Origin of the sequence: Mesorhizobium temperatum (genome assembly GCF_002284575.1) — a bacterium.
Classification (GTDB): Bacteria; Pseudomonadota; Alphaproteobacteria; order Rhizobiales; family Rhizobiaceae; genus Mesorhizobium; species Mesorhizobium temperatum.
Map to the genome: position 1 here is coordinate 204,131 of NZ_NPKJ01000048.1, position 25,555 is coordinate 229,685.

Below are 25,555 nucleotides of genomic sequence, written 5' to 3' on the forward strand. Positions count from 1 at the left end.
CAACCAAAGGACGAATGTCGAGCCGGAATTCCGACATCTGGATGATAAAATCGAGGCCTGACGTCTGCCTGAACTACTGCTCGTCAATCGCGCGTGACCGCCGCAACGGAGGCGCGTATCGCTCCGGCGAAGTCGGGATGGCCATAGAGGTCGTTGTGGCCAGCCGCTATGGCGATGTGGCTGCGCAGATCACGGGCAGCCTCGCGCAGAGCTGCCGAACGTGCCGCAGGAACGATAGTGTCGTTTTCGGCGACGATGACGGCCGTAGGCACATCGAGGTCGCGCAGCGTTTCTGCCGTCTCCATGCGGTGCCGCAGCAAGAGGCGCACCGGCAGCCAGGCATAGTGGTGAGCGGCGAGTTCTTTCAGCGAATCGAAGGGCGTAACCATGACGATGCCACGCAGGGGCCGGGCCGTCGCCAGATCGACCGCGACCGCAGCGCCGACGCTAAGGCCGATGGCGACGATGCCGGCTTTGGCATCGGTGGCCAGGTGGTCATGGGCGCGTCGGGCGTCCTCGAACAGGGCGGCGGCCGACGGGCTTCCGCTGCTCGGCGCATAGCCGCGGTAGTGCAGCGCAGCGACCTCGTGTTCGGGGAATAGCTGGTGCAGCAACAGGGCAAGTGCGTCGGCGTTCCAGGCATTGCCGGCGAATCCCAGCAGGAGCGGGCGTGGCTCGGCCGCCTGTCCTGCCGGCAGGCGTACCAGAACGACGCGCTCGCCATCGTCCGTCGCCAGCTCGACATGACGTGCCCCGGCCGGCAGATCGGGTCCGAACGCCGCAAGGCCGGCCGGAAAGATCAGCCAGGACTGAAGCACATACACGATGGCGACAACGACCGCATACAATCCAGCGACTGCGAGCGTCAGTTTCAGGAGCCACATCGCAGGAATGTCGCCCGACGCTCGTCCCCTGGCAAGGCGCTAGATCAGGGCGCTGCGGCGACCGCTCCATCCCGGAGGTCGAGGCGCTTCTCGATATCGACTACGGGCCGCTGGGTGGGGCTAAAAGCGCGGTTCCGGTACGACGCCGATTGTCGATCTCGGCGCTGCCCCTCATCGCCCTGCCGGGCACTTCTCCCCGTATAGTGACGGGGAGAAGGACGCCTTCGCAAAGGATTTCGCCAATCTCCCAGCACCGCAGAAACGGGCGCCGGCAGGGCGATGAGGGGCAGCGCAAGCAACAAAACAAGGGCGGCGCAAACTCCGGCAGCATGGATCTCAACAGATCCTAATCCGCCACCTTCCATTGCTCGCGCGATTCGCTGGCCGGATAGACGCCCAGAATTCGCATTTCGCGCGAGAAGAAGGCAAGCTCGTCGAGCGCCAGTTTTACCAGCGGATCGTCGGGATGACCCTCGATATCTGCGTAGAACAGGGTCGCCGTGAATGCGCCGAGCTGGTAGCTCTCCAGCTTGGTCATGTTGATGCCGTTGGTGGCAAAGCCGCCCATCGCCTTGTAGAGCGCGGCCGGCACGTTGCGGACGCGGAAGATGAACGTCGTCATCATCCTGGCGTCGGCGGAAGGGCGTTCTGCCCACTGCCTGTTCCTGGTCAGCACGACGAAGCGGGTGACGTTGCTGTCGGTGTCCTCGACATTCTCCTCGATGATGTCGAGCCCGTAGAGCGTCGAGGCCAGCGCCGGCGCCAACGCAGCCATAGTGCGGTCCTTCAGCTCGGCGACTAGCTTGGCGGCGCCCGCCGTGTCGCCGGCGACCACCGGCTTCCAGCCGTTCTTGCGGATGTATTTGCGGCACTGGCCGAGCGCATGGATGTGGCTGTGCACGGTCCTGATCTCGTCGCGCCTGACGCCGGGAAGAACCATCAGCTGGAAATGGATCGGCAGGAAATATTCGCCGACGATGTGAAGCTTCGATTCCGGCAGGAGATGATGGATGTCGGCGACGCGCCCGGCAATCGTGTTCTCGATCGGGATCATGGCGAGGTCGGCCTTGCCGGTCTCGACCGCATTGAAGGCATCCTCGAAGGTCGGGCACGGCAACGGCTCCATGTCAGGGAACATGTTGCGGCAGGCGGTGTCGGAATTGGCGCCCGGCTCGCCCTGGAAGGCTATTCTGTTGGTTTTTTCAGGCATGCCAAATGTCTCAGATTGACCAGATGTCTCAGGTTGAAAGGATGGTTCTGGCGCGTTCGAGATCGTCCGGCGTGTCGACGCCGAACGGCGCCGACTTTACGATCTCGGCATCGATGCGCATGCCGGCCTCGAGCGCCCGCAACTGCTCGAGCTTCTCGCGCCGTTCCAGCGGCGACGGCTTCAGCGCGACGAAGCGCTCGAGCGCTGAGCGGCGATAGGCATAGAGGCCGATGTGATGGTAGAGCGGCCCCTCGCCCCAGGGTGCCGTGGCGCGGGTGAAATAGAGCGCCCGCAGCCGTGTCTGCGACAGTGGCGAGCCGACGATCTTGACGACATTCGGATTGGTCTTTTCCTCGTCGCGGACGATCTCGATGCCGAGCGTGGCGATGTCGACCGCCGCATCCTCGAAAGGCTTCAGCGCAGCATTGATGATGTCGGGATCGATGGTCGGCAGGTCGCCTTGCACATTGACGATCGTTTCGACCTTGCGCCCGGGATCCAGCGTGGCCAGCGCCTCGAAGATGCGGTCCGAGCCCGATTCGTGGTCCATCCGCGTCATCACCGCCTCGAAGCCGTGCGCGCGCGCCGCTTCCGCCACGCTTTCAGTATCGGTGGCGACCACCACCCGGCCGAGCCCGGCCTCGGCGGCGCGGCGGGCGACATGGACGATCATCGGGACGCCGGCGATGTCGGCCAGCGGCTTGCCCGGCAGGCGGGTCGAGCCCATACGGGCCGGGATGAGGATGAGCGTGGACATCGGGTGAAGCATTCGAAAAGAGGGACGGGAAAAGTGGCAAAAGGTCTCACTGGAAGCGCCCTTATAGGTGTTGCAACGCCAGAGCAAAAGACCTAGTTTCCGCCCGATTTGACCGCCTCGCGGGGTGGTTCACGATTACCGACGGACGGAGTGGACGGATCGGTCCGCCGGAAAAGGGAGCCTGGGGCGTATGGACTCTTTGGAAATCAACAAGCTGATCGGCGGGCTGCTCGGCACCGTGTTCGTCGTCTTCTCGGTCGGCATCGTGTCCGACGCGCTGTTCGCCTCCCCCGCACCGGAAAAACCCGGCTTCGCCATCGAGGCGACCGAGGAGCCCGCCGAGGGCGGCCCGGCAGCCCCGGAGGCGGAAGCCAAGCCGATCGCCGACCTCCTGGCCAACGCCAATGTCGAGGCGGGTGCCGCCGTGTTCAAGAAGTGCCAGGCCTGCCACACCGGCGAGAAGGGCGGGCCGAACAAGGTCGGCCCGGATCTGTGGGACCTCATCGACCGTCCCGTCGCCGAGCATGCGGGCTTCGCCTATTCGGCCGGCATGAAGGATTTTTCCAAGGGCGGCACCGAGAAGTGGACCTACGACAACATCAATCACTTCCTCACCTCGCCGAAGAAGCTCGTGAAGGGCACGGCGATGAGCTTCGCCGGCCTGCCGAAGGACGAGGACCGCGCCAACGTCATCGCCTATCTGCGCACGCTGTCGGACAGTCCGAAGCCGCTGCCGACACCTGGCGCTTCAGCGGCTGCGCCCGCCGAGGGTGAGGCACCGGCCAAGCCCGCAGAGGGTGCAGCGCCGGCGGCACCTGCGCCGGCCCCTGCTGCTCCAGCACCAGCTCCGGCGCAATAACGCAATTGTAATCGAAACATCCTTGAAAAAGCCGGGTTCAGCCCGGCTTTTTTAATGGGAAAAGCGCATGTGCGGCGACAAAGCCGGCCTGTCGCGGTTTTCATAGGCGTCAAATGATCTAGATTGTCGGCTGACAGCTATCGCAAAGAGGAGAAGGCATGACGGTTGGCCGAACGTTTCTCAGATCGGTGCTGGTTGTGGCGGCTTTCGCCGGCGGCCTGCAGGCAGCGTTCGCGGACGAATGGCGCACCACCTCGTCGCTGATCGGCGAATCCAAATATGGCGACACCTTCCAGCACTACGACTACGTCAATCCGAACGCGCCGAAGGGCGGCACGCTGAATTCGGTGGCGCCCGGCACTTTCGACAGCTTCAATCCCTATATCGTCCAGGGTTCCTTCGCCGCCGGCTTTGTCCCGTTCGGTGGCGGCCTGCTCTACGACACGCTGATGGAGCAGGCGACCGACGAGGGCAGCACCAGCCATCCGCTGATCGCCGACGCCTACAAACATCCGGACGACTATTCCTCGGTGACATACCGTCTCGACCCGCGGGCGAAATGGCATGACGGCAAGCCGATCACCACCGACGACGTGATCTGGTCGTTCCAGGTGCTGAAGGCCAACAGTCCGATGTACAGCCGCTATTTCGAGAACGTCACCGATGCGGTCGCGATCTCGGACCGCGAAGTCGAATTCCATTTCGACCAGAAGGGCAATCGCGAACTGCCGAAGATCCTCGGCGATCTCGTCGTTTTGCCCAAGCACTGGTGGGAAGGCACCGGCGCCAACGGCAAGAAGCGCGACGTCACCAGGCCAACGCAGGAGCCGCCGCTCGGGTCCGCCGCCTACAAGATCGCCAGCTTCAAACCGGGTTCGGAAATCGTCTGGCAGCGCGTGCCCGACTACTGGGCCGCCAAGCTGCCGGTGAAGATCGGCCGCGAGAATTTCGACACCCAGCGTTTCACCTATATCCTCGACGAGAACGCGGCTTGGCAGGCGTTCACCAAGGGTGGGCTAGAGGACATCAACGCGGAAAACAGTTCCAGGCGCTGGTCGACGGCCTATGACTTCCCCGCGATCAAGGCAGGCGACGTCATCAAAAAGGAGTTCAAGACCGAATCGCCCGAGCCGATGCAGGGTTTCGTGCTTAATCTGCGGCGCCCGCAGTTTCAGGATCGACGCATACGCGAGGCGCTGACCAACGTGCTCGATTTCGAAAGCATGAACCGTACGCTGTTCTTCGGTCTCAACACCCGTACGAGCAGCTATTTCCAAGGCACGGAACTGGCATCGAGCGGCCTGCCGCAAGGCAAGGAGCTGGAAATCCTTGAGCAGTATCGAGACAAGCTGCCGCCAGAGCTGTTCACAAAGGAATTCAAGCTCCCAGTCTACGATTCCCCGCAGGCCGAGCGCAAATACCTGAAGACTGCGGTAGACCTCTTCGCTCAGGCCGGCTGGGTCATCAAGGGCGGCAAGATGGTCAACGCCGAGACCGGCCAACAGTTCAAACTGGAAATCCTTGGACGGGACCCGAGCGACGAGGTGATCGCCAATCCCTATGTCGACAATTTGCGCAAGATCGGTATCGATGCCGCGCTTCGCATCGTCGACCCCAGCCAGTATGTGAACCGCACCCGCAGCTTCGACTTCGACGTGGTGACGGGGATGTTCGGACAGTCGGATTCCCCCGGCAACGAGCAGCGCGATTTCTGGAGTTCAAAAGCCGCCGATGCACCTGGCTCCCGCAATCTGATGGGCATCAAGGACCCGGTCGTCGACGCGCTGGTCGACCGCGTCATCTTCGCCACCGACCGCGACGATCTGGTTGCCGCCACCCATGCGCTCGACCGGGTGCTGTTGTGGAGCTACTATGTCGTGCCGCAATGGCACAGACCGGTGGTCTGGCTGGCCTACTGGAACAAGTTCGGCATTCCAGAGAAGCAGCCTGCCTATTCCGGCGTGGACACGAATTCCTGGTGGATCGACAAGGACAAGGAAAAGGCGCTGGCGGCAAAATACAAGAGTGGCAATTGATGGCGGCGCTGCCCCGCCGCGACTTTCTGGCCCGCCGCGACTTTCTGGCCCTGGGCGCCGCGGCCACGGCGGCAGCAATCCTGCCCGGCCGGGCCTTCGCCGCCATCCCGACCGGCGTCAAGCTGCACGGCCTGTCGGCCTTCGGCGACCTCAAATATTCCCTAGGTTTCACGCATTTCGACTATGTCAATCCGGACGCCCCCAAGGGCGGCCAGATGAATTTCGCACCGCCGAATTCCACCTTCAATCAGAGCTTCCTGACGTTCAACACGTTGAATTCCCTGGTGTTGAAGGGGGATGCGCCGCCGCGCACCGAACTCTGTTTCGATTCGCTGATGGCAAGTGCACTCGATGAGCCGGATGCGGTCTATGGCCGGCTTGCCGAGTCCGTTACCTTGTCGCCGGATCGCAATGGCTTCCGCTTCAGCCTGCGACCGCAAGCGCGCTTCCACGACGGTTCGCCACTGACGGCCGAGGACGTCGCCTTCGCATTGAAGCTTTACAAGGACAGGGGCCATCCGAACCTTTCCCAGGCGTTGCGGCATATGACCGAAGCGGTCGCAGTCGATCCGGTTACCGTCAACCTCACCTTCAACGGCAAACAGTCCGCGCAGAATATCCTTGCGGTCGTCGCAATGCCGATCGTGTCCAAGGCCTTTTATACGGTCAACGAATTCGACGCCTCGACGATGAAACCGCCGCTCAGTTCCGGACCGTACAAAATAGTGCGCGTGGCGGCCGGACAGACCGTCGAATATGAACGCGTCGCCGACTATTGGGGCCGCGATCTGGCCGTGAACCGCGGCCTCTACAATTTCGACCGCATCCGTATCGACTTTTACATCAATCGCCAGGCAGCGTTTGAAGCCTTGAAAAAAGGGGACACGCATTTTCGCGAGGAATTTACCTCGCGGGTATGGGCGACCGGTTACGACTTTCCGGCGCTAAAGGACGGCCGGGTCATCAAACGCGAATTTCCCGGCGAGAAAACGCCATCCATGCAGGCTGTCGCGCTGAACCAGCGTCGTCCGCAATTTCGCGACATGCGCGTGAGACGGGCGATCGCCGGTTGCTTCGATTTCGAATGGACCAGGCGGGCCCTGTTTTACGGCTCCTACGAGCGCTCGCAATCGAACTTCGAGCGGTCGGATTACAAGGCCGAGGGCCTGCCCTCGCCTGCGGAATTGGCCCTGCTGGAGCCGTTCCGAGCCGAGTTGCCGCCAGAAACCTTCGGCGAACCGGTGATGCAGCCTGTCTCCGACGGTTCGGGCCACGACCGTAAGCTGCTGCGCGAGGCTTCGAGACTGCTTGCCGAAGCCGGCTGGAAGCGAGCCGGCGATTTCGTCGTCAATGAAAAGGGCGAGCGACTGCGGGTGGAAATGCTGGCCGAGGACGATGGCATCGTTCGCCTTTTCGCCCCGTGGTCCGAGAACATGAAGGCGATCGGGATCGACGCTTCGATCCGGCAGGTCGATTCGACGCAATACGAACAGCGGCAGAGCAATTTCGACTTTGATCTCAACATGCTCGCATGGTCGATCGGGGCGACGCCGACGGCCGACGGCCTGGAGATCCTCTATGATTCCCGGATGGCGAAAACGCCGGGGATGCGCAACTATCCTGGTACGGAAAGCAAAGCCATCGACGCGCTGATCGAGGCAGCCGGCAAAGCGCAGAGCCGGATCGAACTGGTCACGGCGCTCAAAGCGCTCGATCGGGTCTTGCGCGCGCGGCTAGACTGGATTCCAACATATTATCTCGCGAATCACCGAGTCGCATATTGGGACATGTTCGGCTTTCCCGAGCAGAAGCCCGATTTCGGCTTTCCGGTCGAGGCGCTGTGGTGGTTCGACAAGGACAAGGCGGCAAAGATTGGCAAAGGGTGAATTTCTTGCAGGCGTCGGCGCCGCCCCTCACCTGCCTGCCGGCATCCTCTCCCCGTATAGTGACGGGGAGAGGGGCGCTTTCATCGATGGTTTTGCCAATCACAAGCGTTGTAGTAAAAGCGCCGAGACTACCGCCGGCCCCTTTCTCCCCGTCACTATACGGGGAGAAATGTCCGGCAGGACAATGAGGGGCGGCGCTGGCGTCGACAATTGGTCTGAAGCGGTGCTCCTCCTCAAGGAGGACAACGTCTGATGGGCGCCTATATCCTGCGCCGCATCCTGCTGATGATCCCGACCCTGTTCGGCATCATGGCGGTGTCGTTCGCCGTCATCCAGTTCGCGCCGGGCGGGCCGGTCGAACAGGTGATCGCCAGGCTGACCAACCAGGGCGGCAGCGATCGGCTTGGCGGCGGCGGTGGTGACGCCGGCGCCACCAATGTCGACGTGGCCGGCGACGTCGGTTCGAAATATCGCGGCGCGCAAGGGCTCGACCCCGAATTCATCGCCAAGCTGGAAAAGCAGTTCGGCTTCGACAAGCCACCGCTCGAGCGCTTCGGCATGATGCTGTGGAATTATATCCGGTTCGATTTCGGCGACAGCTATTTCCGTGACATTTCGGTGATCGAGCTGATCCTGGAGAAGATGCCGGTGTCGATCTCGATCGGGCTGTGGATCACGCTGCTGTCCTACCTGATCTCGATTCCGCTCGGCATCCGCAAGGCAGTCAAGGACGGCTCGGCATTCGACGTATGGACCAGCGGCGTCGTCATCGTCGGCTACGCCATTCCGGGCTTCCTGTTCGGCATCCTGCTGATGGTGCTGTTTGCCGGCGGATCCTTCTACGACTGGTTCCCGCTGCGCGGCATCACCTCCGACAATTGGGACCAGCTGTCCTGGCCGGCGCGGATCGTCGACTATTTCTGGCATATGGCGTTGCCGCTGACGGCGCTGGTGCTGTCGGCCTTCGCCACCACGACGCTGCTGACCAAGAATTCGTTCCTCGAGGAAATCCGCAAGCAGTACGTGGTGACCGCGCGCGCCAAGGGCCTGTCGGAACGGCAGGTTCTCTACGGGCACGTCTTCCGCAACGCCATGCTGATCGTCGTCGCCGGCTTTCCGGGCGCCTTCATCTCGGCCTTCTTCACCGGCTCGCTGCTGATCGAGAACATCTTTTCGCTCGACGGCCTCGGCCTGCTCGGCTTCAGGTCGGTGGTCGAGCGCGACTACCCGGTGGTCTTCGCCAATCTCTACATCTTCTCGCTGCTGGGCCTGATTGTCGGGCTCTTGTCCGACCTGATCTATACCTGGGTCGACCCGCGCATCGACTTCGAGCGGAGAGACGTCTGATGGCCGGGGCCGCAGTCGAAACGGCGCCGGACCGGATCGCCCGGCCCTGGCTGTCGCCGCTCAACCAGCGGCGCCTGCAGAACTTCAGGGCCAACCGGCGCGGCTATTGGTCGTTGTGGATCTTCCTCGTGCTTTTCGTGCTGTCGCTGTTTTCGGAATGGATCGCCAACGACAAGCCGGTCCTCGTTTCCTACAAGGGCGAGATCCTGTTTCCGGTTGTGGTCGCTTATCCCGAGGAGAAGTTTGGCGGGTTTTATGCGGTCACCGATTATCGCGACCCGGTCATCCAGGACGAGATCAATGCCCATGGCTGGATGATCTGGCCGCCGGTCCGCTATTCCTACCGGACCGTCAACAACGCCATCCCCGAGGCGGCGCCCACCAAGCCGTCCTGGCTCTATGACGTCAAGACACGTTGCAACCAGTATCCGCAAGGCGCCGCCGACCCCAATTGCGTCGTCGGCAACTGGAACTGGCTGGGCACCGACGACCAGGCACGCGATGTGCTGGCGCGCGTCATCTACGGATTCAGGGTCTCGGTGCTGTTCGGCCTGATCCTCACCGCCGGCTCGGCGCTGATCGGCGTGACGGCCGGCGCATTGCAGGGTTATTTCGGCGGCTGGACCGACCTTCTGTTCCAGCGTTTCATAGAAATCTGGTCGGCGATCCCGGTGCTCTACCTCTTGCTGATCGTCGCCGCCATCCTGCCGCCCGGCTTCTTCATCCTGCTCGGGCTGATGCTGCTGTTCTCCTGGGTGGCGCTGGTCGGCGTGGTGCGGGCCGAGTTCCTGCGCGCCCGCAACTTCGAATATGTCAACGCCGCCCGCGCGCTCGGCGTGCCCAACGGCACCATCATGTTCCGGCACCTGTTGCCCAACGCCATGGTGGCGACGCTGACCTTCCTGCCCTTCCTGCTCAGCGGCTCGATCTCGACGCTGACCTCGCTCGACTACCTTGGCTTTGGCCTGCCGCCCGGCTCGGCCTCACTGGGCGAGCTCCTGAAGCAGGCGCAGCGCAACCTCAACGCGCCATGGCTGGGCATCTCCGGCTTCGTCGTCATCTCGCTGATGCTGTCGCTGCTGGTCTTCGTCGGCGAGGCGACCCGCGACGCCTTCGATCCGCGCAAGACGTTCAGATGAGCGAAGCCCCTCTCCTCTCCGTGCGCGATCTCAGCGTCGCCTTCGCGCAGGAAGGCCGCCAGTCGATGGCCGTCGACCACATCTCCTTCGACATCGCCAAGGGCGAGACGGTGGCGCTGGTCGGCGAATCCGGCTCCGGCAAGTCGGTCACGGCGCTGTCGGTGCTGAAGCTGCTGCCCTATCCGGCCGCCAGCCATCCGTCGGGAAAGATCCTGTTCCAGGGCGCCGACCTGCTCGCCACCGACGAGAAGGCATTGCGCCGCGTGCGCGGCAACAAGATCACCATGATCTTCCAGGAGCCGATGACCTCGCTCAATCCGCTGCACACGATCGAGCAGCAGATCGTCGAGGTGCTGACGCTGCACCAGGGGCTGGGTGACCGCCAGGCCAAGGCGCGCACCCTGGAGCTGCTCAACGAGGTCGGCATCCGCGAGCCGGAGAAACGGCTCGACGCCTATCCGCACCAGCTTTCCGGCGGCCAGCGCCAGCGCGTCATGATCGCCATGGCGCTGGCCAACGAGCCGGAACTGCTGATCGCCGACGAGCCGACGACGGCACTCGACGTCACTGTGCAGGCGCAAATCCTCGAACTGCTTGCGGAGCTGAAGAGCCGCAAGGGCATGTCGATGCTGTTCATCACCCACGATCTCGGCATCGTCAGAAAGATCGCCGACCGGGTCTGCGTGATGACCAAGGGCAAGATCGTCGAGACCGGGCCGACGAAAGATATCTTCGCCAACCCGCAGCACAGCTATACGCGGCATCTGCTTGCCGCTGAACCGAAAGGCAAGCCGCCCGCCGCCAACGCTGCCGCCAAGCCGGTCATGACCGGCCAGGACATAAAAGTCTGGTTTCCGATCAAGAAAGGCTTCTTCCGGCGCACCGTCGACAATGTGAAGGCGGTCGACGGCATCGACGTCACCGTGCGCGCCGGCCAGACGCTCGGCGTCGTCGGCGAATCCGGCTCTGGCAAGACGACGCTCGGCCTGGCGCTGGCCAGGATGATCTCGTCGACCGGGACCATTCAGTTCAACGGGCGCGATATCAACGAACTGTCATTCAATGCCATGCGGCCGCTGCGGCGCGAGCTGCAGATCGTCTTCCAGGATCCGTTCGGGTCCTTGAGCCCGCGCATGTCGGTCTCCGAGATCATCGAGGAAGGATTGAAGATCCACGAGCCGAAACTGTCGCCCGATGAACGCGACAAGCGCATCGTCGATGTGCTCGAGGAAGTCGGGCTCGATCCCGCCACGCGCAATCGCTATCCGCACGAGTTTTCCGGCGGCCAGCGCCAGCGCATCGCCATCGCCCGCGCCATGGTGCTCAACCCGCGCTTCGTCATGCTGGACGAGCCGACCTCGGCGCTCGACATGAGCGTGCAGGCGCAGGTGGTCGACCTTCTGCGCAGCCTGCAGGCGAAGCACGACCTCGCCTATCTGTTCATCAGCCACGATCTGAAGGTCATCCGCGCGCTTGCCAACGACGTCATCGTCATGCGCAATGGCAGGATCGTCGAAGCCGGCCCATCCGAACAGATTTTCGAACGGCCGCAGACCGACTATACCAAGGCGCTGATCTCGGCCGCGTTCAGGATCGAGACGGCGCCGGTCGGCATCGTCAGCGAGTAGGCTGTACCGCATAGAGGAAAAAAGAATCCGCAATGGAAAAAGGCCGTGTCCTGCTTGCCCTCACCGGTATCCATCCCCGCCGTTGGCGCGAACTCTTGTCGGCCGAACGCGAGGTGGTGCTCGAGCCGGACGGCGCCAGCGATCCATCGATCACCTATGCGGTGGTTTGGAAGCAGCGGCCGAACCTTCTGTCGTCGCTGCCAAATCTGCGCGCTGTCTTTTCGATCGGCGCCGGCGTCGACCACATCTTCGCCGATCCCACTTTGCCCGACGTTCCGATCGTGAAGGTCGTGGCCGACAACCTGACCCAATACATGACCGAATATGTCGTCTGGCGGGTGCTCGATCACCATCGCCAGGGCATGCTCTACCGGTCGCAGCAGCAAAAGAAGATCTGGCACGAGCCGCCGCAGCGGCCGGCCGGCGACATCTCCGTCGGCATCATGGGGCTCGGCACGCTTGGCCGCGCAGCGGCGTCGGTGCTTTTGTCGCTCGACTTTGCGGTCAATGGCTGGTCGCGCAGCGAGCGGCCGATGGAAGGCGTTTCGACCTATGCCGGCGAGGCAGGGTTGATCCCATTCCTCAACGCCACCGACATTCTGGTGGTGCTTTTGCCGCTCACGCCGCAGACCCAAGGCATCATCAATTACGGCGTGCTGAAGGAGCTGAGGAAACGCAACGGCCTCGGCGGCTCCGTGCTGATCAATGCCGGGCGCGGCAAGTTGCAGAAAGACGCCGACATTCTGCGTGCATTGGAGGACGGCACGCTCAAGGAAGCGAGCCTCGACGTGTTCGAGGTCGAGCCGCTGCCGAAGACCAGCCGGCTGTGGAGCCACCCGAAAGTATTCGTGACGCCGCATGCGGCGGCGACCTCCGATCCCGTCCATCTGGTGCCGATCATGCTGCGCCAGATGGCCGCCTTCGAGCGCGGCGAGAAGCTCGAGAATGTCGTGGATCGCAACGCGGGATATTAACCCGGCTTGCCACATTCGCGGCGGGCGATCGACCGGTTCATGGCATCGATCCGGCCGCTTGCCTGTTCGAGGTCGCGCTGGGCCTTGGAGCGGACGTCCGGCGTGAACGGGCCGAGGCCTACCCCCGGATCGGCGAAGGACGGCTTGGCATCCTGCGGAAGGCGAAATCGCTGCGCCAAAGCGTTGCGTTGCGCCAGCAATTGATCGCAAGGCACGCTATCATATTGCAGCGAGGACTGGACGTTGGCGTCCTGTCGCTCGGCAATCGAGGTGCCGACGCAACCGGCCATTGCCAGGCAAGGTGCCAAGACCACCAAGTTCCAGCGCATGCAAGGTCCTCCGTGTTGGTGTTCTGCCCTTTCGGGCATGCGAATCGGACTTTTTCGCAGCCGCCGCCAGGTGTGGCGCAGACGAACGAAAAGCGTCGCCGGACGAGGCCTGATGCGGTTTCGTGATGGAGATCCCGCCGGCACTTGCCTGTATGCCGAGTCAGCAGTCACTTGCAACAGGCTTCCCGCGCCGGAATTAGCAACTATCTTGGAGCCATGCGCGCCAGCGACCTGCTTCACCCCCGGCCCGAGGGCCTCTATTGCCCACCCGGCGATTTCTTCATCGATCCGGTGCGGCCGGTCAACCGGGCGCTGATCACGCACGGCCATTCCGACCATGCCCGTTCCGGCCACCGTTCGGTATTGGCCACGCAACAGACGCTGGACATCATGGGGCTGCGCTACGGTGAGGGCTTTGCCGGGACCACGCAAGCGGCAGCACTTGGCGAGACGATTGCGCTGAACGGCGTCGCCGTAACCTTCCATCCGGCCGGCCATGTGCTCGGCTCGGCACAGATCAAGGTCGTGCATCAGGGCTCATGCATCGTCGCTTCCGGCGACTACAAGCGCCAGAGGGACGCGACTTGCGAGCCGTTCGAACCGGTCAAGTGCGACGTGTTCATCACCGAGGCGACCTTCGGCCTGCCGGTGTTCCGCCATCCGCCCGATACCGAAGAGATTACCCGCCTGCTGAAATCGACGGCGCAGTTTCCCGAGCGCGCGCATCTGGTCGGCGCCTATGCGCTCGGCAAGGCGCAGCGCGTCATGCGGTTGCTGCGCGATGCCGGCTACGACAAGCCGATCTACATCCATGGCGCGCTGGCCAAGCTCAGCGACTATTACCAGGGCCAGGGCATCGACCTCGGGACGCTGGAGCCGGCGACCGTCGAAAGCGGTGGCAAGGATGATTTCTCCGGCGCCATCGTCGTCGGCCCGCCACAGGCCTTCGCCGACCGCTGGGCACGACGCTTTCCCGATCCGATCTCGTGCTTTGCGTCCGGCTGGATGCGCATTCGCCAGCGCGCCAAGCAGGGCGGCGTCGAGCTGCCGCTGATCATTTCCGACCATGCCGACTGGGACGAACTGACCGCCACGATCAGGGAGACCGGCGCCGAGGAAATCTGGGTGACGCATGGTCGCGAGGAGGCCCTGGTGCGCTGGTGCGAACTCGAAGGCATCACTGCCCGGCCGCTGCATCTCGTCGGCTACGAAGATGAGGGCGATTGATGGCGCTCACGGCCGATGTAGCGCTCTACGGCGCCCCCCTCTGGCCTGCCGGACATCTCCCCCACTTGGGGGGAGATCGGCAGCTTCGATCTCGCCGCTCGTTCTGCAACGTTGATGGTTCGCGAAACCGGCGACGGCATCCAATCTCCCCCCAAGTGGGGGAGATGTCCGGCAGGACAGAGGGGGGCGCGACAGAACGCGACGCTCGCCCATGGTTCTCACCGTCATGAACCGCTTCGCCGAGCTCCTCGATCGCCTCGTGCTGACGCCTTCGCGCAACGGCAAGCTGACGTTGCTGACCGATTATTTCCGCAGCGTCGAGGATCCGGATCGCGGCCTGGCGCTGGCCGCCATTACCGGCGACCTGACCATCGCGGCGGTCAAGCCGGCGATGCTGCGCATGCTGGTCATGGAACGCATGGACCCGGTGCTGTTCGGCTATTCCTACGACTATGTCGGCGACCTGGCGGAGACGGTGTCGCTGGTCTGGCCGCAATCGCCTGGGGATATCGCCAACCATGAACCGACGCTCGCCGATGTCGTCGCAAAGCTGCAGGCGGCGAGCCGTTCCGACGGGCCGAAGGTGCTGGCCAGACTGCTCGACAGCGCCAGCATCTCAGCGCGCTTCGCCATCATAAAGCTGGTCACCGGCGGCCTGCGCATCGGCGTCTCGGCGCGGCTGGCCAAGCAGGCGCTGGCCGATCTCGGCAAGGTCGACGTGGCCGAGATCGAAGAACTCTGGCATGGGCTGACGCCGCCCTATGCTGAGCTCTTCGCCTGGCTGGAAGGCAAGACAGAAAAACCGAAAAAGACAGCGCTGGCGCTGTTCCGGCCGGTGATGCTATCGAACCCGATCGGTGACGGCGACCTCGAAAAGCTCGACCCGGCCGAGTATGCCGCCGAGTGGAAATGGGACGGCATCCGCGTCCAGGCCGTATCGGAAGGCGGCATTCGCCGGCTCTATTCGCGCACCGGCGACGACGTCTCCGGGGCTTTTCCGGACCTCGCAGAGGCGATGAATTTTTCCGCCACCCTCGACGGTGAGCTTCTGGTCGGCGATCCCTTGCAGGCGACCGGCACGTTCTCGGACCTGCAGCAGCGGCTGAATCGCAAGAGCGTGACACCGAAGATCCAGCAGCAATACCCGGCCTTCATGCGCTGCTACGACGTGCTTCAGATCGGCGACGAGGACTTGCGCGCGCGCGCTTTCCGCGAGCGGCGCGGCCGGCTCGAAGCCTTCGTGCAGACGCTCGATCCGAGCCGCTTCGATCTGTCGCCCCTGGTCGAATTCACCGACTGGCAGGCGCTGGAGGAATTGCGCCGCAAGCCGCTGCACCCGGTCATCGAAGGCGTGATGCTGAAGCGCTGGGATTCGCCCTATCTCACCGGCCGGCCGAAAGGCCCATGGTTCAAATGGAAGCGCGATCCGCACACGGTCGACGCCGTGCTGATGTATGCCCAGCGCGGCCACGGCAAGCGTTCGAGTTTCTATTCCGACTACACGTTCGGCGTCTGGTCCGGCCCGGAAGGATCGGAGGAACTGGTGCCGGTGGGGAAAGCCTATTTCGGCTTCACCGACGAAGAACTGAGGCAGATCGACAAATATGTCCGCGACAACACGATCGAGCGCTTTGGCCCGGTCCGCTCGGTACGAGCCGACCGCAGGCAAGGCCTCGTGCTGGAGGTGGCGTTCGAAGGGCTCAACCGCTCGACACGGCACAAATCCGGCGTCGCCATGCGCTTTCCGCGCATTTCACGGCTGCGCTGGGACAAGCCGGCGGCCGAAGCCGACCGCATCGAGACGCTGCAGGCGCTGCTCGACAGTTAGACTTTTGTTTTGAGCTTCGGATTTTCCCAAAACCGGTTTCCACCCTAGGGTTAAGCCCGTGGGCATGCTTTTGAGTCCGATGCTCTACGGAACAATCGAGACGCGGATCTCGTAGATGTCGACCGACTTGCCCTGTTTGTCAAAATCGGAATTGATGGCGATGGTGCCGGCAGCACCCGGACGCTTGTCGGGAAAGCGCACGTCGAACAGATATTCGTTGCGCTCGTGGCCGACCGCGTAGCGCTTGCGGCCGCAGTCGCCGAGTTCGCCGAAGTTGCAGTCGACAGAGATCTGCGTGTCCTTGCCCTCCTCGGAGCGGGCGATGATGTCGAACGTGGCGTGCTTGCCGGCGAGTTTTTCCAGCACGCCTTGCCCGACGTCGAAGCTGATCGCCGAACCGGAGGCGCCCGACCGGATGCGCAGGAAGGAACCGCTGTCGTCCTGCATGGCTTCGGCCTTGGCATCCGAAGGTGCACTGACAAGCGCCGGGTCGCTCGGTGAAAACACATTGATCCAGTCGCGCTCCACATCGCCGGAGTCCAGCGGCGAGGCGGTGTCGCTTGGCGGCGTGAAATCATCGTCTTCCACCGTCGGTACCGTTTGCGGCGGGGCCGTGTCGAGTTCGGCCGCCGACTTGAAGACGCCGGTCTGCGCAGCGAAATAGAGGCCGATACCGACAGCTGCGAGCAGCGTCACGCCGAGGAAGATCGCGGTGAGAGGCAGGCGGGGGCCTCTCACCCGCCTGTCGTCGCGGTCGGGCATCACCTCTGCGTCGTCTCCGGTCGATGGAGACGACAGGTCGATCTCCGGCGCATCGGGAAAAGCCGCTTCCGGCATGATATCGGGAACGACCGGCAAGACGCGCGAGCGCGGCGCGTCGGATGCAGGGGGCGCGTCGGCAGCAGGGGGCTTCACCGGACCGTCGACAACGACGTCAGGCGGCGGCGCGGGTTCGGCGTCGGCTTCGGCATCGGCGTCGGGTTCGGCGTCGGGTTCGGCGTCGGCATCGGCTTCGGCTTCAACTTCTGCTGCACTATCAGCCGGCTGCTCCACCGCCGATGCTGCGGCGTCATCGGTCGGTGGGCCGATGTCAGCAACCGCCGGCAGGAATTCGGATTCGATTTCGGTGATCTTGGCCTGCACCGCCTTGCGGCGCTTGATCGCGACTTCCACCGTCACGCCCGGGTTGGCCTGCAAGGCACGGTCAAGCGCGGCGAAGGCCGATCGATAGACCCGCTCGCGAAACGCGCGGTCTTCGGCATTGCCTTTCTCGAAGGCATTCCGGATCGCTTTTTCGATCGCGTCCAAGCTGGATCCCTCTGCACGTATCACATTGTCATGATCGTTAGCCGCAGGCGATCAATCAATCAACGGGCCAGTGGCCGCATTCTGCCTTGCCGGCGCGGCCAACGCCGATTTCGGCGGTTTTCGGTAAAGGAATCAACATTTTTCACCGATTTCCCGATGCAGCGCCAACGCGACGTCGCGCAACCTGCCGGAGTGGTTTTCGCACAGCCGCATGGCCGATCGGTGCGGCGGTCGCTTATAGGCCCGGAATGAGCCGACACGAAATGCCAAGTCCCATCTTGAATTTGTGGCGGGTTGCGTCTATCACCCAGCGCATCTTGGAGGCCCCGGCTTCCCGGGCCGCTTTAGCTCAGTTGGTAGAGCACATCATTCGTAATGATGGGGTCAGGTGTTCGAGTCACCTAAGCGGCACCAAGCTTTCCAAGGGGTTGCGGGCCCAAAGCAGGCCCGGGCAAAGCCTCAAAATTCGGATCAGGACACATTTCGGGACACAAACGGCTGAAAGTCAGATCAGCCTGGCTTGCGACGACCCCGATCGGTGCGCTTCCGGCAGCTTCGGATGCTGGTGGCCGCAGCCTTCCCGGCCGAACTCGTAGATCTCGAGACCGACCTCATCGTGCAGCCACGCGCTGACGTAGCCGCGGTGACCGAAATTGGCGTCTCGCGGCCGCTCCCAGCAATGGAGCGCCGCCGACCGGCCTCGTGCCAGGTCCTCGATCCGGCAAACGGCTTCGCCTGGATCGAGCCTGGCGAGCTGATCTAGGTAACGCCGGCGATATTCGTCGACGTGGACGCCCCCGAAGGCGATGCGGCGCCCACCGCGCGATCGATATCAGCGCGAACTGCGGCGGGAGCTGGTAAACTCGGGAGGCTGATCAGTGCGCGTTATCCATCCTGTCCTCGGTGGCAGCTCTTCAGCATCAGGAGTGATTAGCCTCAGAGGCTTGACCATTGCGCTCAACAACCGTGGGTCAGAACGGTGTGGGCGGCCAATGGGAGGTCTCGAACGTTCGCAACTGCCTTACATCGAAAAGTAGAACGGGCCTGCCACTCTAGCTTCGCGTCCCCCCAGTTCCGCACTGCAGTCGGACTTGATGTTCGAATTGCCGCTCATCTTGATCGTGTCGGCAACGATGCGCAGGCAGCTGCTGCTAGTTCCGTTGTTACCATTGTAGGTCAGGTCGCCATAGGGGAAGTACAGGACGCCGTTCAGATCAGTGGCGCCATTCCCATTGAACAGGTGGGACGATGTGTTCGCTCGTGCCGACATCATCAGCATGCCGGCATAGTCGCCTGTCTGCGGCGCGCTCAATGACAACGAGCCGTTGCCGTTCACTGTTATGCCGCCATCAGCCATGAAGATGGTCACGCCGGCGCCGGTCACTGTGCCTTTGACGGAAAGAGAACCTTCGACATAATAGAGGCCCGGCTCCAGGGTTTTGTCGCCGCTCAGATCGAGATTTCGATACCGCCCTGGACTGACTGTCAAGTCGCCAGCTTTCGGATTAGGATACAAGATTGGTGGTACCGGTTCCACCAGGTTACCCCATGGGTCAGGCAGTCGCCACGCATTGACGCGATTTTGCTCACAATCGGTGATCAGTCCGCTGGTCGCCACTATTCCGCCAGATGATTGAATGCAGTCCGCCTCAAGGGACGCGTCGCCGCCAACATAGATGGAATCCGGAGCCGACGAATTGGAAGCGATAACGCAGCCATCCATGATGACTGTGGTGCTCCCGGCCGCCTCGAAGGCGCGCGGCGCGGCCCGGTTGAGGGCATAGACGCACGCAGTATCACCATTGTTGGACGTTATGCGGGACCGGACGAGAATGTTGGTCGATGACGGTCCATCGCCACCGATTGAGCGCGGAATGAGATAGGTGTAGTTGAGGCTGGATTCAGTCCTGAGGCTCTGGCTTCCGTCGTTTTCAGTCGCCAGACCGTGATAGACGAGCGAGGGTATGTTATCCGCGCTTGCATCGACCGATGCCAAGTTGGCTTTGAGTAGCTTGTCGCCAAGCGCCTGTAGCTCACCGTCGCTCAGGCCCGAGTTGACCTTAACGGCGATCTCCATGCTTGCTGCATCCAGAGCCGATTGAAGCCTGCTCCGCTCGCGGTTCATGTTCGCGAGATCCACCGCGGCGCCGACTGCTGCAATCATAGGAAGCAGCATGACAACGAGACCGGTCGCAAAGTTACCGCGGCTGTCTCGAAAGAACCGTTTCACAAGCAGAATTTGGTGCATCATGCCGGCAAAATGCATCCCTGCGGCAAAGAAGTTGTTTCATTGATCACTAAACTCTTAAGTAGGACGGAATTCGTCCTCACAGAAAAGCTGCCGAACGGTCAAACCGCTGTCCGGATGGAGGATGCCGCCGTTCCGTGGCCGCGAATGCAGAGCGCTCTCAGCGAGCGGATGCAGGTATCGCTCGACTGTGCACAGCGCCGAACCCGTCGCTAAGTCTATTGAAAAACAAACATTCGAAATGGGTGATCGCCAGCACCACTCGTGACCTATTCCAGTTTAGAAGGGCAAGTTCTGGCGCTGAACAACACGCCAGATCCGTTCTCCAGAACCGATCTAGCCAGGCTTTCTACAATTTTTTACGTTGGACCCCGCGGCGGTCTGTAAGCCAACTGCAATTCGTTGGATCTGGCAACGGTTCGAACGCTGCTACGGCTTGCTCATCAGTGCGAGGTTGGCATCGACCACCGAGGTATCGGTCATTCCTGCCTTGGCCTCCAGAAGCAATTCGCGGGCTTTTTTCTTGTTGCCGCGCAGCAATTGCGAATACCCCATATTGTTGACGATGTGGGCCCGGCGGCCGGCAACCACAACAAGCTGATCGTAAGCGCGGTCGGCAAAGTCGAAGCGGCCGAGCTGGTCGTAGGAGGCGGCAAGTCCCAGCCATGCCTCGGCATTGTCGGACCGAAGTTCCACCGCCTTGCGGAAGTGCTTTTCCGCCAACCCATAATTGGCTTCGCGGAACTGCGTCTTGCCAGATACGAGATCAGCCTCGCTGATGTCGGTCGTCGCCGGAGCGATCGACGTGGTCTCGGTGATGTCGACGCTGCTCGTCGTGCATCCCGTCACAATCGTCACGACTGCGACCGCAGCCAACGCGGCGAATTTCGATTGCCCCATAACCTGCCCCATCCGGCCGCTTGGCGGGCCGTCTCATCAAGCACCATAGCGGGTTCGGCTTAAGCTTCGGTGGCGGGTTTCGAGCAAATATTAGGAAAGCCGAACATATTGGATTAACTATCGACTGGAGCGGATCAGTCGCCTGCCGTCATTTTCACGATGATCGGGATGATGGCGATCATCAGCACGACTGGCAGGATGCAGATCGTAACCGGCACCGACATCTTTGCCGGCAGCGCGTGCGCCTTTTCCTCAGCTATCGACATGCGCTTGTGACGCATTTCGTCCGAATAAACCCGAAGCGCGCCCGAAAGGCTGGTGCCAAGCTCCTTCGATTGCTGAAGCAGCGTGGCGAAGGAGCGTACCTCGTCGAGACTCAGGCGATCAGCCAACGATTTCAGCGCATCGTCAAGGCTGCGCCCTGCCCTGAGTTCGAGCGAGACAAGCTGAAGGTTCTGGCTGAGCGAGGGATAAGTGATGAAGAGCTCTTTCGACACCCGCTCGATCCCGGCCTCCATGCTCATGCCGGCGTCCGCGCAGACGATCATCAGGTCCATGAAATCGGGAAAGCCATTGCGGTATTCCCGCATTTTCGTGCGGACCTGCGAGGTCAATACAAGACCCGGCAGAAAATAACCGGCGCCACCGGACATGATGATGAAAGTCCAGCGGCTCGGAACTGCCGATTCACCACCAAACCAGCGGACGACCAGAAACGCAACAACGGCTCCAGCCAGGAAGCCGACAAAGCGGATGACAAAAAACCTGCCGACCGCGCCTGGATCCATGTGACCAGCCTGGATGAGTTTCATCCGCAGCCGCGCAACGTTTTCCGGATCGCTTTTGGCGTAGAATTCATGGGCGGTTTTCATCGCCTTGTCGCGGACGGCGCTGGCGTTCCGTTTCGGCGCGGCGGTTGGCTTGGGTGCCTCCGCAACCTCGGAGACTTCGACCTTGAGCCGGCGCTTCAAGTCGCCGCGTCCTCCACGCGCGGTACTCCACTGCCAGAGGATCGCTCCTCCTCCCACGGCGAGCAGCAAAAGCGCCACCGGCGCCAGCGACGTCGGGCGAAGGGAGGCAAGGAGGCCGATCAGGGTTTCCATGTCAGAATTTGAAGTTCGACATCTTGAACATCATGGCGTTGCCCAGCATTAGCCATAAGATCGAACCGCCCAACAGATACCAAGTCATCGGCTCGCCCCAGACGCTCTCGTAGAATTGCGGCATCATGACCATGATGCCGACCATCAGCAGCGCCGGTACGGCGGTCAGGATGTAGGCCGACATGCGGCCCTCGGTCGAGATTGCTCGCACTTTGCGCCGCAGCTTTCCGCGCTCGCGGATGACCGACGACAGACCATCCAGGATTTCGCGCAGATTGCCGCCTGAGCTGCTCTGGATCGACACAGCGGTGACGAACAGCGGCAGGTCCTCGTGTCCGACGCGCTCAAACAGCGAATGCAGCGCGGAAACCAGGTCGGAGCCATAGGTCACTTCGTCGGCGATCACGCCGAATTCGGTGCCGATCGGATCGGCCATTTCACGCGCCACCATCGAGATCGCCACCGGAACCGGATGCCCTGCCTTGAGGCTTCGCGTGATGAGTTCCAGAGCTTCTGGAAGCTGCATTCCGAACATCTTGTGCCGCCGCTTGCGCAGGAACCGCAGGGTCATGATCGGAAAGACCAAACACATGACCGGAAGCACTGCCAGTGCAATGATCAGCGGCAGGCCGTAGGAAACGGCAAACAGGCAGATGCCAAGCGCCAGACCCGACGTGATCAGCAGAAATTTCGGCAGTGGTAGGACCATGCCGGACTGGATCCGCAGCTCCCGAATCCGGTCGAGCGAAAGCATCGAAGCACCGCCTTCCATCCCACGCTCTTTCCGCAATTGGATCAGCACCTGCTCTTGGCTGAGCTTTTTCTCCTGCAGCTTCATTCGCCGATTGATCGCCATGCGGCGATCCCGGTGCCCGGCATAAAGCAGGTAAAACGCTTCGGCGATCATGATGCCGGTCAGACCGGCGCCGGCATAAATCACATAGATGGCGCTGAATCCCTCGAGCATTGATTATTCCTGCTGTCTGCCAGGCTCGAAATACCGCCCAGGAAATTCGATGCCCATCGCCTTCAGGTCTTCGAGGAAGCGCGGGCGCAGGCCCGTCGCCTCGAAGTGGCCAAGGATCGTCCCGTCCGCTTCCATGCCGGTGCGCACGAAGCGAAATATCTCCTGCATCTGGATCACGTCGCCTTCCATCCCGGTCACCTCGGCGACGCTCGTGACCTTGCGTTTGCCGTCGGAAAGCCGGGTAAGCTGCACGATGATGTCGAGCGCGCTTGCGATCTGGCTGCGGATCGACTGCACGGTCATCGGCATTCCGGTCATGCCGAGCATCTGTTCGAGACGGGAAATCGCGTCGCGCGGCGTGTTGGCATGAATGGTCGCCATCGAGCCTTCGTGGCCGGTGTTCATCGCCTGAAGCATGTCGAAGGCTTCCTCGCCGCGGCACTCGCCGAGGATGACGCGGTCCGGCCGCATGCGCAGCGCGTTTTTGACCAGATCGCGCTGCTTGAGTTCGCCGTGACCTTCGATATTGGCCGGCCTTGTCTCCATGCGCGCCACATGCGGCTGCTGCAATTGCAGTTCGGCCGCGTCTTCGATGGTGATCAGGCGCTCGTCTTCGGGGATGAAGGCCGACAGCGCGTTCAGCATCGTCGTCTTGCCGGTGCCGGTGCCGCCGGAAATAATCGTCGTCTTGCGGGCATGGACTGCGGCGGCAAGGACTTCGGCCATGTTCTGCGTGACCGCACCGAATTCAACGAGCTTATGCAGACCGAGCTTATTCTTGGAGAATTTGCGGATGGATACCAGCGGCCCGTCGACACCGACCGGTCGGATGGCGGCATTGAAGCGTGAGCCGTCGAGCATGCGCGCGTCGACCATCGGCTGGGATTCATCGACGCGGCGGCCGACGGCCGCAACGATCTTGTTGATGATGCGTATGAGGTGAGCTTCGTCCTTGAACGGAATATGCACCTGCTCGAGCTTGCCATGCCGCTCGACGAAGCAACTGCGATGGCCGTTGATCAGGATGTCGTTGATGGTTGGGTCTTTCAGCAACGGCTCGAGCGGGCCGAGGCCGACCATTTCGTCGACAATGTCATCCACCAGCGCGTCGAGTTCAGCGACATTGACCGCAAGCCGTTCGCCGCGCGCCTTCTCGGAGACGAAATCATGCACCTGCCGCTGCATCTCGTCGCGCGGCAGGCGCTCGAGCGCTACGAGGTTGATCTCTTCGATCAGCATGCGGTGGATGCGCATTCTGGCGTCGAGGACCTTCGTGGGCTTTGCCGGTCCCACCTCGGGTTTCGGCGGGGCCGGCTTGCGTGTCGTCGGGATGACGACCGGCCGATGCTGGATTGGCGCCTGCTCCTGCCGGCTTTCCGGCGTGGCATCGCGTTTCTGGAGCGTCGAAAATCGGCTGATCACCCGGCTCTCCTCAAAAGACTTTTGCCGAGCCCGAACAGTGAACGCTTTTTCCGCGTTTCCGCCACGACCTCATCAGGCAGGACTATTCGCCTGAGATCGTTGACGACATTCGCGTTGGGGTCGATCTCGTGCAGCGGAACGCCGCGATCGACGGCCTCGCGCACCAGCTTGTAATTGTTCGAGATGCCGCCGACGAAATGCTCGCCGAGGAATGCCTGGACGTCGGCCCGCTTGATGCCGCTTTCGAACAGGCGTTGTTCGAAGCGGTTGACGATGACGTTTGGCTTCACCTCCTTGCCCACCGTCTCATAAACGGCCTGGATCAGCCGCTGCGTATGGCGCAGGCACGGCACGGTCATTTCGGCGACGATGTAGAGCTTGTTTGAGCCCAGCAGCACGGTCTCCGTCCAGGGAAACCACGTGCGCGGCATGTCGATGACGACATTGTCGAAATAGGCGGAGACGAGGTCCAGCATGCGGACAACCACGTCGGCGTTGAACGTGCGCATCTCCGCTGGCCGCGCAGGCGCAGCCAGCACGCAGAGACCGCTCGCATGTTTCGAGAGCATCACGTCAAGAAGCTGGCGGTCAAGGCGTTCCGGCTGATTCTCGATTTCGTTGATGTCGAAGCGTGGCTCGAGGTCGAGATATTCGGCGCATGAGCCTTGCTGGAAATTGAGATCGACTACGCAGGTCGACGATCCGCGCGTTACCGAATGGTGGAGCTGGAACGCGGTTTGAAGTGTCAGCGTGGTGGTGCCTACCCCCCCGGCGGCGGGCATGAACGTGTAGATTTGCGACTCGGTGTTCTCTTCGCGCCCTGGTCCCTCAAGCGCGCGAACGCAGGAGCGAACAAGATCGGCGGTGGTCAGCGGCTTGATCAGAAAATCGGCGACCTGAAGCTGAACCAGGATGCGCGCGGCGGACGCATTGAATTCCTGAGTCACAACGATGATTGCAGCGCGCCTCTCGAGCCGCCGCGTAATGCGCTGCAGCGCCTCGATCTCGTTGAGCTTGGCCGCATCCATGTCGACGATCACCGCGCTGCAATCAGCCTCCTGGATTTCGCCGCGTAACTCGGTGACGTTCTTCTCGACCGTAACAAGCGCAACCGCCTCCGACGAGGCGAACGCCGTCCTCGTTTTCTGCACAAAGCTCTTGTCGGTGGAAACAAGCACGATCCGCTTGGTTTTTCCGGGATTTGCCATTCTTCTCGCCCGCGCGTTTGGTGGCCTGATCAGTAACCGGCCGTGGGTTGCGATGCTTTTTCCTCGACCGCTTTCGCGGCCGCGCTTGGCTGGGCGCCGCGGTTTGCTGGCACCCGAAGCCGGGTGCGTTCGACGCCCTCAGGCCACGGATCGACCATCTGCATCACGGTGTTGGCCGCCATCGCATTGCCCGCGCCTTGGGTCAGCCCGTCGAGACGCATCGTCTCCTCGGTGGCACAGCCGCTGGCAGAGGCAAGCATTGCAACGGCGCCGATCATTGAAAGCGTTCGCATGC

At 62.3% G+C, this 25,555-nt stretch carries 22 protein-coding genes and 1 tRNA gene; 11 read left to right on the top strand and 12 right to left on the bottom strand.

Features of this window, described 5'->3' with window-relative positions; all coding sequences use genetic code 11:
- Positions 1-83: 83 nt before the first annotated feature.
- The 3 genes from CIT26_RS16965 to CIT26_RS16975 all read right to left on the bottom strand — a co-directional run bounded on the left by CIT26_RS16965 (position 84) and on the right by CIT26_RS16975 (position 2,851).
- The gene (locus CIT26_RS16965; RefSeq protein ID WP_095493635.1) at positions 84-884 is read right to left on the bottom strand and encodes an alpha/beta hydrolase; all 801 of its coding nucleotides are present in this window, start codon (positions 882-884) and stop codon (positions 84-86) included.
- A 346-nt stretch (positions 885-1,230) separates the two neighbouring features.
- On the bottom strand, positions 1,231-2,094 hold the full coding sequence (locus CIT26_RS16970; RefSeq protein WP_095493636.1) for a prephenate dehydratase: 864 nt from the start codon (positions 2,092-2,094) through the stop codon (positions 1,231-1,233).
- Between the two features lie 28 nt (positions 2,095-2,122).
- Positions 2,123-2,851: a 3-deoxy-manno-octulosonate cytidylyltransferase gene (locus tag CIT26_RS16975; RefSeq protein ID WP_095493722.1), complete on the bottom strand. Its 729-nt coding sequence runs from the start codon at positions 2,849-2,851 to the stop codon at positions 2,123-2,125.
- A 190-nt stretch (positions 2,852-3,041) separates the two neighbouring features.
- Here CIT26_RS16975 and CIT26_RS16980 point away from each other — a divergent pair, with 190 nt between their 5' ends.
- The 7 genes from CIT26_RS16980 (at position 3,042) to CIT26_RS17015 (ending at position 12,720) form a co-directional block, all read left to right on the top strand.
- Positions 3,042-3,710, top strand: coding sequence for a c-type cytochrome (locus tag CIT26_RS16980; RefSeq protein WP_095493637.1), 669 nt, complete (start codon positions 3,042-3,044; stop codon positions 3,708-3,710).
- Between the two features lie 158 nt (positions 3,711-3,868).
- On the top strand, positions 3,869-5,746 hold the full coding sequence (locus tag CIT26_RS16985) for an extracellular solute-binding protein (protein WP_095493638.1): 1,878 nt from the start codon (positions 3,869-3,871) through the stop codon (positions 5,744-5,746).
- On the top strand, positions 5,746-7,632 hold the full coding sequence (locus CIT26_RS16990) for an extracellular solute-binding protein (RefSeq protein WP_095493639.1): 1,887 nt from the start codon (positions 5,746-5,748) through the stop codon (positions 7,630-7,632). The genes CIT26_RS16985 and CIT26_RS16990 overlap by 1 nt, the downstream gene beginning before the upstream one ends.
- 252 nt (positions 7,633-7,884) lie before the next feature.
- Positions 7,885-8,979, top strand: coding sequence for a microcin C ABC transporter permease YejB (locus CIT26_RS17000; protein WP_095493641.1), 1,095 nt, complete (start codon positions 7,885-7,887; stop codon positions 8,977-8,979).
- The gene (locus CIT26_RS17005; protein ID WP_095493642.1) at positions 8,979-10,118 is read left to right on the top strand and encodes an ABC transporter permease; all 1,140 of its coding nucleotides are present in this window, start codon (positions 8,979-8,981) and stop codon (positions 10,116-10,118) included. Before CIT26_RS17000 ends, CIT26_RS17005 begins: the two co-directional genes overlap by 1 nt.
- Complete coding sequence (locus CIT26_RS17010) at positions 10,115-11,746, top strand: ABC transporter ATP-binding protein (protein WP_095493643.1); 1,632 nt, start codon at positions 10,115-10,117, stop codon at positions 11,744-11,746. Before CIT26_RS17005 ends, CIT26_RS17010 begins: the two co-directional genes overlap by 4 nt.
- A gap of 32 nt (positions 11,747-11,778) precedes the next feature.
- The gene (locus CIT26_RS17015; protein WP_095493644.1) at positions 11,779-12,720 is read left to right on the top strand and encodes a 2-hydroxyacid dehydrogenase; all 942 of its coding nucleotides are present in this window, start codon (positions 11,779-11,781) and stop codon (positions 12,718-12,720) included.
- Here CIT26_RS17015 and CIT26_RS17020 read toward each other — a convergent pair.
- Positions 12,717-13,049 carry a hypothetical protein gene (locus tag CIT26_RS17020; protein WP_095493645.1) on the bottom strand — a complete coding sequence of 111 codons (333 nt, stop codon included), beginning with the start codon at positions 13,047-13,049 and terminating at the stop codon, positions 12,717-12,719. The genes CIT26_RS17015 and CIT26_RS17020 overlap by 4 nt on opposite strands.
- Before the next feature lie 216 nt (positions 13,050-13,265).
- Here CIT26_RS17020 and CIT26_RS17025 point away from each other — a divergent pair, with 216 nt between their 5' ends.
- Together CIT26_RS17025 and CIT26_RS17035 are read left to right on the top strand one after the other, a co-directional pair.
- Positions 13,266-14,276 carry a ligase-associated DNA damage response exonuclease gene (locus CIT26_RS17025; protein WP_095493646.1) on the top strand — a complete coding sequence of 337 codons (1,011 nt, stop codon included), beginning with the start codon at positions 13,266-13,268 and terminating at the stop codon, positions 14,274-14,276.
- A gap of 226 nt (positions 14,277-14,502) precedes the next feature.
- On the top strand, positions 14,503-16,104 hold the full coding sequence (locus CIT26_RS17035; RefSeq protein ID WP_095493723.1) for a cisplatin damage response ATP-dependent DNA ligase: 1,602 nt from the start codon (positions 14,503-14,505) through the stop codon (positions 16,102-16,104).
- 84 nt (positions 16,105-16,188) lie between these two features.
- Here CIT26_RS17035 and CIT26_RS17040 read toward each other — a convergent pair whose 3' ends face one another.
- The gene (locus tag CIT26_RS17040; protein ID WP_095493647.1) at positions 16,189-17,412 is read right to left on the bottom strand and encodes a hypothetical protein; all 1,224 of its coding nucleotides are present in this window, start codon (positions 17,410-17,412) and stop codon (positions 16,189-16,191) included.
- A gap of 338 nt (positions 17,413-17,750) precedes the next feature.
- Between CIT26_RS17040 and CIT26_RS17045 the strand changes: the two genes are divergently transcribed.
- Positions 17,751-17,826 (top strand) — tRNA-Thr (locus CIT26_RS17045).
- Positions 17,827-17,971: 145 nt separating this feature from the next.
- On the top strand, positions 17,972-18,175 hold the full coding sequence (locus tag CIT26_RS17050; RefSeq protein ID WP_095493648.1) for a hypothetical protein: 204 nt from the start codon (positions 17,972-17,974) through the stop codon (positions 18,173-18,175).
- A gap of 258 nt (positions 18,176-18,433) precedes the next feature.
- Here CIT26_RS17050 and CIT26_RS17055 read toward each other — a convergent pair whose 3' ends face one another.
- From CIT26_RS17055 to CIT26_RS17085, 7 genes are all read right to left on the bottom strand, one after another.
- A complete protein-coding gene (locus tag CIT26_RS17055) occupies positions 18,434-19,663 on the bottom strand; it encodes a TadE/TadG family type IV pilus assembly protein (protein WP_206072776.1) in 1,230 nt (409 codons plus the stop codon).
- A 426-nt stretch (positions 19,664-20,089) separates the two neighbouring features.
- Positions 20,090-20,560, bottom strand: a complete 471-nt coding sequence (locus CIT26_RS17060) for a tetratricopeptide repeat protein (RefSeq protein ID WP_095493650.1) — start codon at positions 20,558-20,560, stop codon at positions 20,090-20,092.
- A gap of 134 nt (positions 20,561-20,694) precedes the next feature.
- A complete protein-coding gene (locus CIT26_RS17065; protein ID WP_095493651.1) occupies positions 20,695-21,663 on the bottom strand; it encodes a type II secretion system F family protein in 969 nt (322 codons plus the stop codon).
- Position 21,664: 1 nt separating this feature from the next.
- The gene (locus CIT26_RS17070; RefSeq protein ID WP_095493652.1) at positions 21,665-22,630 is read right to left on the bottom strand and encodes a type II secretion system F family protein; all 966 of its coding nucleotides are present in this window, start codon (positions 22,628-22,630) and stop codon (positions 21,665-21,667) included.
- 3 nt (positions 22,631-22,633) lie between these two features.
- The gene (locus CIT26_RS17075; RefSeq protein ID WP_095493653.1) at positions 22,634-24,052 is read right to left on the bottom strand and encodes a TadA family conjugal transfer-associated ATPase; all 1,419 of its coding nucleotides are present in this window, start codon (positions 24,050-24,052) and stop codon (positions 22,634-22,636) included.
- A complete protein-coding gene (locus CIT26_RS17080; RefSeq protein WP_095493654.1) occupies positions 24,049-25,260 on the bottom strand; it encodes a CpaE/TadZ family protein in 1,212 nt (403 codons plus the stop codon). The genes CIT26_RS17075 and CIT26_RS17080 overlap by 4 nt, the downstream gene beginning before the upstream one ends.
- Positions 25,261-25,289: 29 nt before the next feature.
- Positions 25,290-25,553 (bottom strand): hypothetical protein, encoded by a 264-nt coding sequence (locus CIT26_RS17085; protein WP_029357007.1) that lies wholly within the window; start codon positions 25,551-25,553, stop codon positions 25,290-25,292.
- Positions 25,554-25,555: the final 2 nt, after the last annotated feature.

Coding starts and splice junctions, on each gene's coding strand:
- CIT26_RS16965 (WP_095493635.1), bottom strand. CDS start 884: ATGTGGCTCCTGAAACTGACGCTCGCAGTCGCTGGATTGTATGCGGTC.
- CIT26_RS16970 (WP_095493636.1), bottom strand. CDS start 2,094: ATGCCTGAAAAAACCAACAGAATAGCCTTCCAGGGCGAGCCGGGCGCC.
- CIT26_RS16975 (WP_095493722.1), bottom strand. CDS start 2,851: ATGTCCACGCTCATCCTCATCCCGGCCCGTATGGGCTCGACCCGCCTG.
- CIT26_RS16980 (WP_095493637.1), top strand. CDS start 3,042: ATGGACTCTTTGGAAATCAACAAGCTGATCGGCGGGCTGCTCGGCACC.
- CIT26_RS16985 (WP_095493638.1), top strand. CDS start 3,869: ATGACGGTTGGCCGAACGTTTCTCAGATCGGTGCTGGTTGTGGCGGCT.
- CIT26_RS16990 (WP_095493639.1), top strand. CDS start 5,746: ATGGCGGCGCTGCCCCGCCGCGACTTTCTGGCCCGCCGCGACTTTCTG.
- CIT26_RS17000 (WP_095493641.1), top strand. CDS start 7,885: ATGGGCGCCTATATCCTGCGCCGCATCCTGCTGATGATCCCGACCCTG.
- CIT26_RS17005 (WP_095493642.1), top strand. CDS start 8,979: ATGGCCGGGGCCGCAGTCGAAACGGCGCCGGACCGGATCGCCCGGCCC.
- CIT26_RS17010 (WP_095493643.1), top strand. CDS start 10,115: ATGAGCGAAGCCCCTCTCCTCTCCGTGCGCGATCTCAGCGTCGCCTTC.
- CIT26_RS17015 (WP_095493644.1), top strand. CDS start 11,779: ATGGAAAAAGGCCGTGTCCTGCTTGCCCTCACCGGTATCCATCCCCGC.
- CIT26_RS17020 (WP_095493645.1), bottom strand. CDS start 13,049: ATGCGCTGGAACTTGGTGGTCTTGGCACCTTGCCTGGCAATGGCCGGT.
- CIT26_RS17025 (WP_095493646.1), top strand. CDS start 13,266: ATGCGCGCCAGCGACCTGCTTCACCCCCGGCCCGAGGGCCTCTATTGC.
- CIT26_RS17035 (WP_095493723.1), top strand. CDS start 14,503: ATGAACCGCTTCGCCGAGCTCCTCGATCGCCTCGTGCTGACGCCTTCG.
- CIT26_RS17050 (WP_095493648.1), top strand. CDS start 17,972: ATGCTGGTGGCCGCAGCCTTCCCGGCCGAACTCGTAGATCTCGAGACC.
- CIT26_RS17055 (WP_206072776.1), bottom strand. CDS start 19,663: ATGATGCACCAAATTCTGCTTGTGAAACGGTTCTTTCGAGACAGCCGC.
- CIT26_RS17060 (WP_095493650.1), bottom strand. CDS start 20,560: ATGGGGCAATCGAAATTCGCCGCGTTGGCTGCGGTCGCAGTCGTGACG.
- CIT26_RS17065 (WP_095493651.1), bottom strand. CDS start 21,663: ATGGAAACCCTGATCGGCCTCCTTGCCTCCCTTCGCCCGACGTCGCTG.
- CIT26_RS17070 (WP_095493652.1), bottom strand. CDS start 22,630: ATGCTCGAGGGATTCAGCGCCATCTATGTGATTTATGCCGGCGCCGGT.
- CIT26_RS17080 (WP_095493654.1), bottom strand. CDS start 25,260: ATGGCAAATCCCGGAAAAACCAAGCGGATCGTGCTTGTTTCCACCGAC.
- CIT26_RS17085 (WP_029357007.1), bottom strand. CDS start 25,553: ATGCGAACGCTTTCAATGATCGGCGCCGTTGCAATGCTTGCCTCTGCC.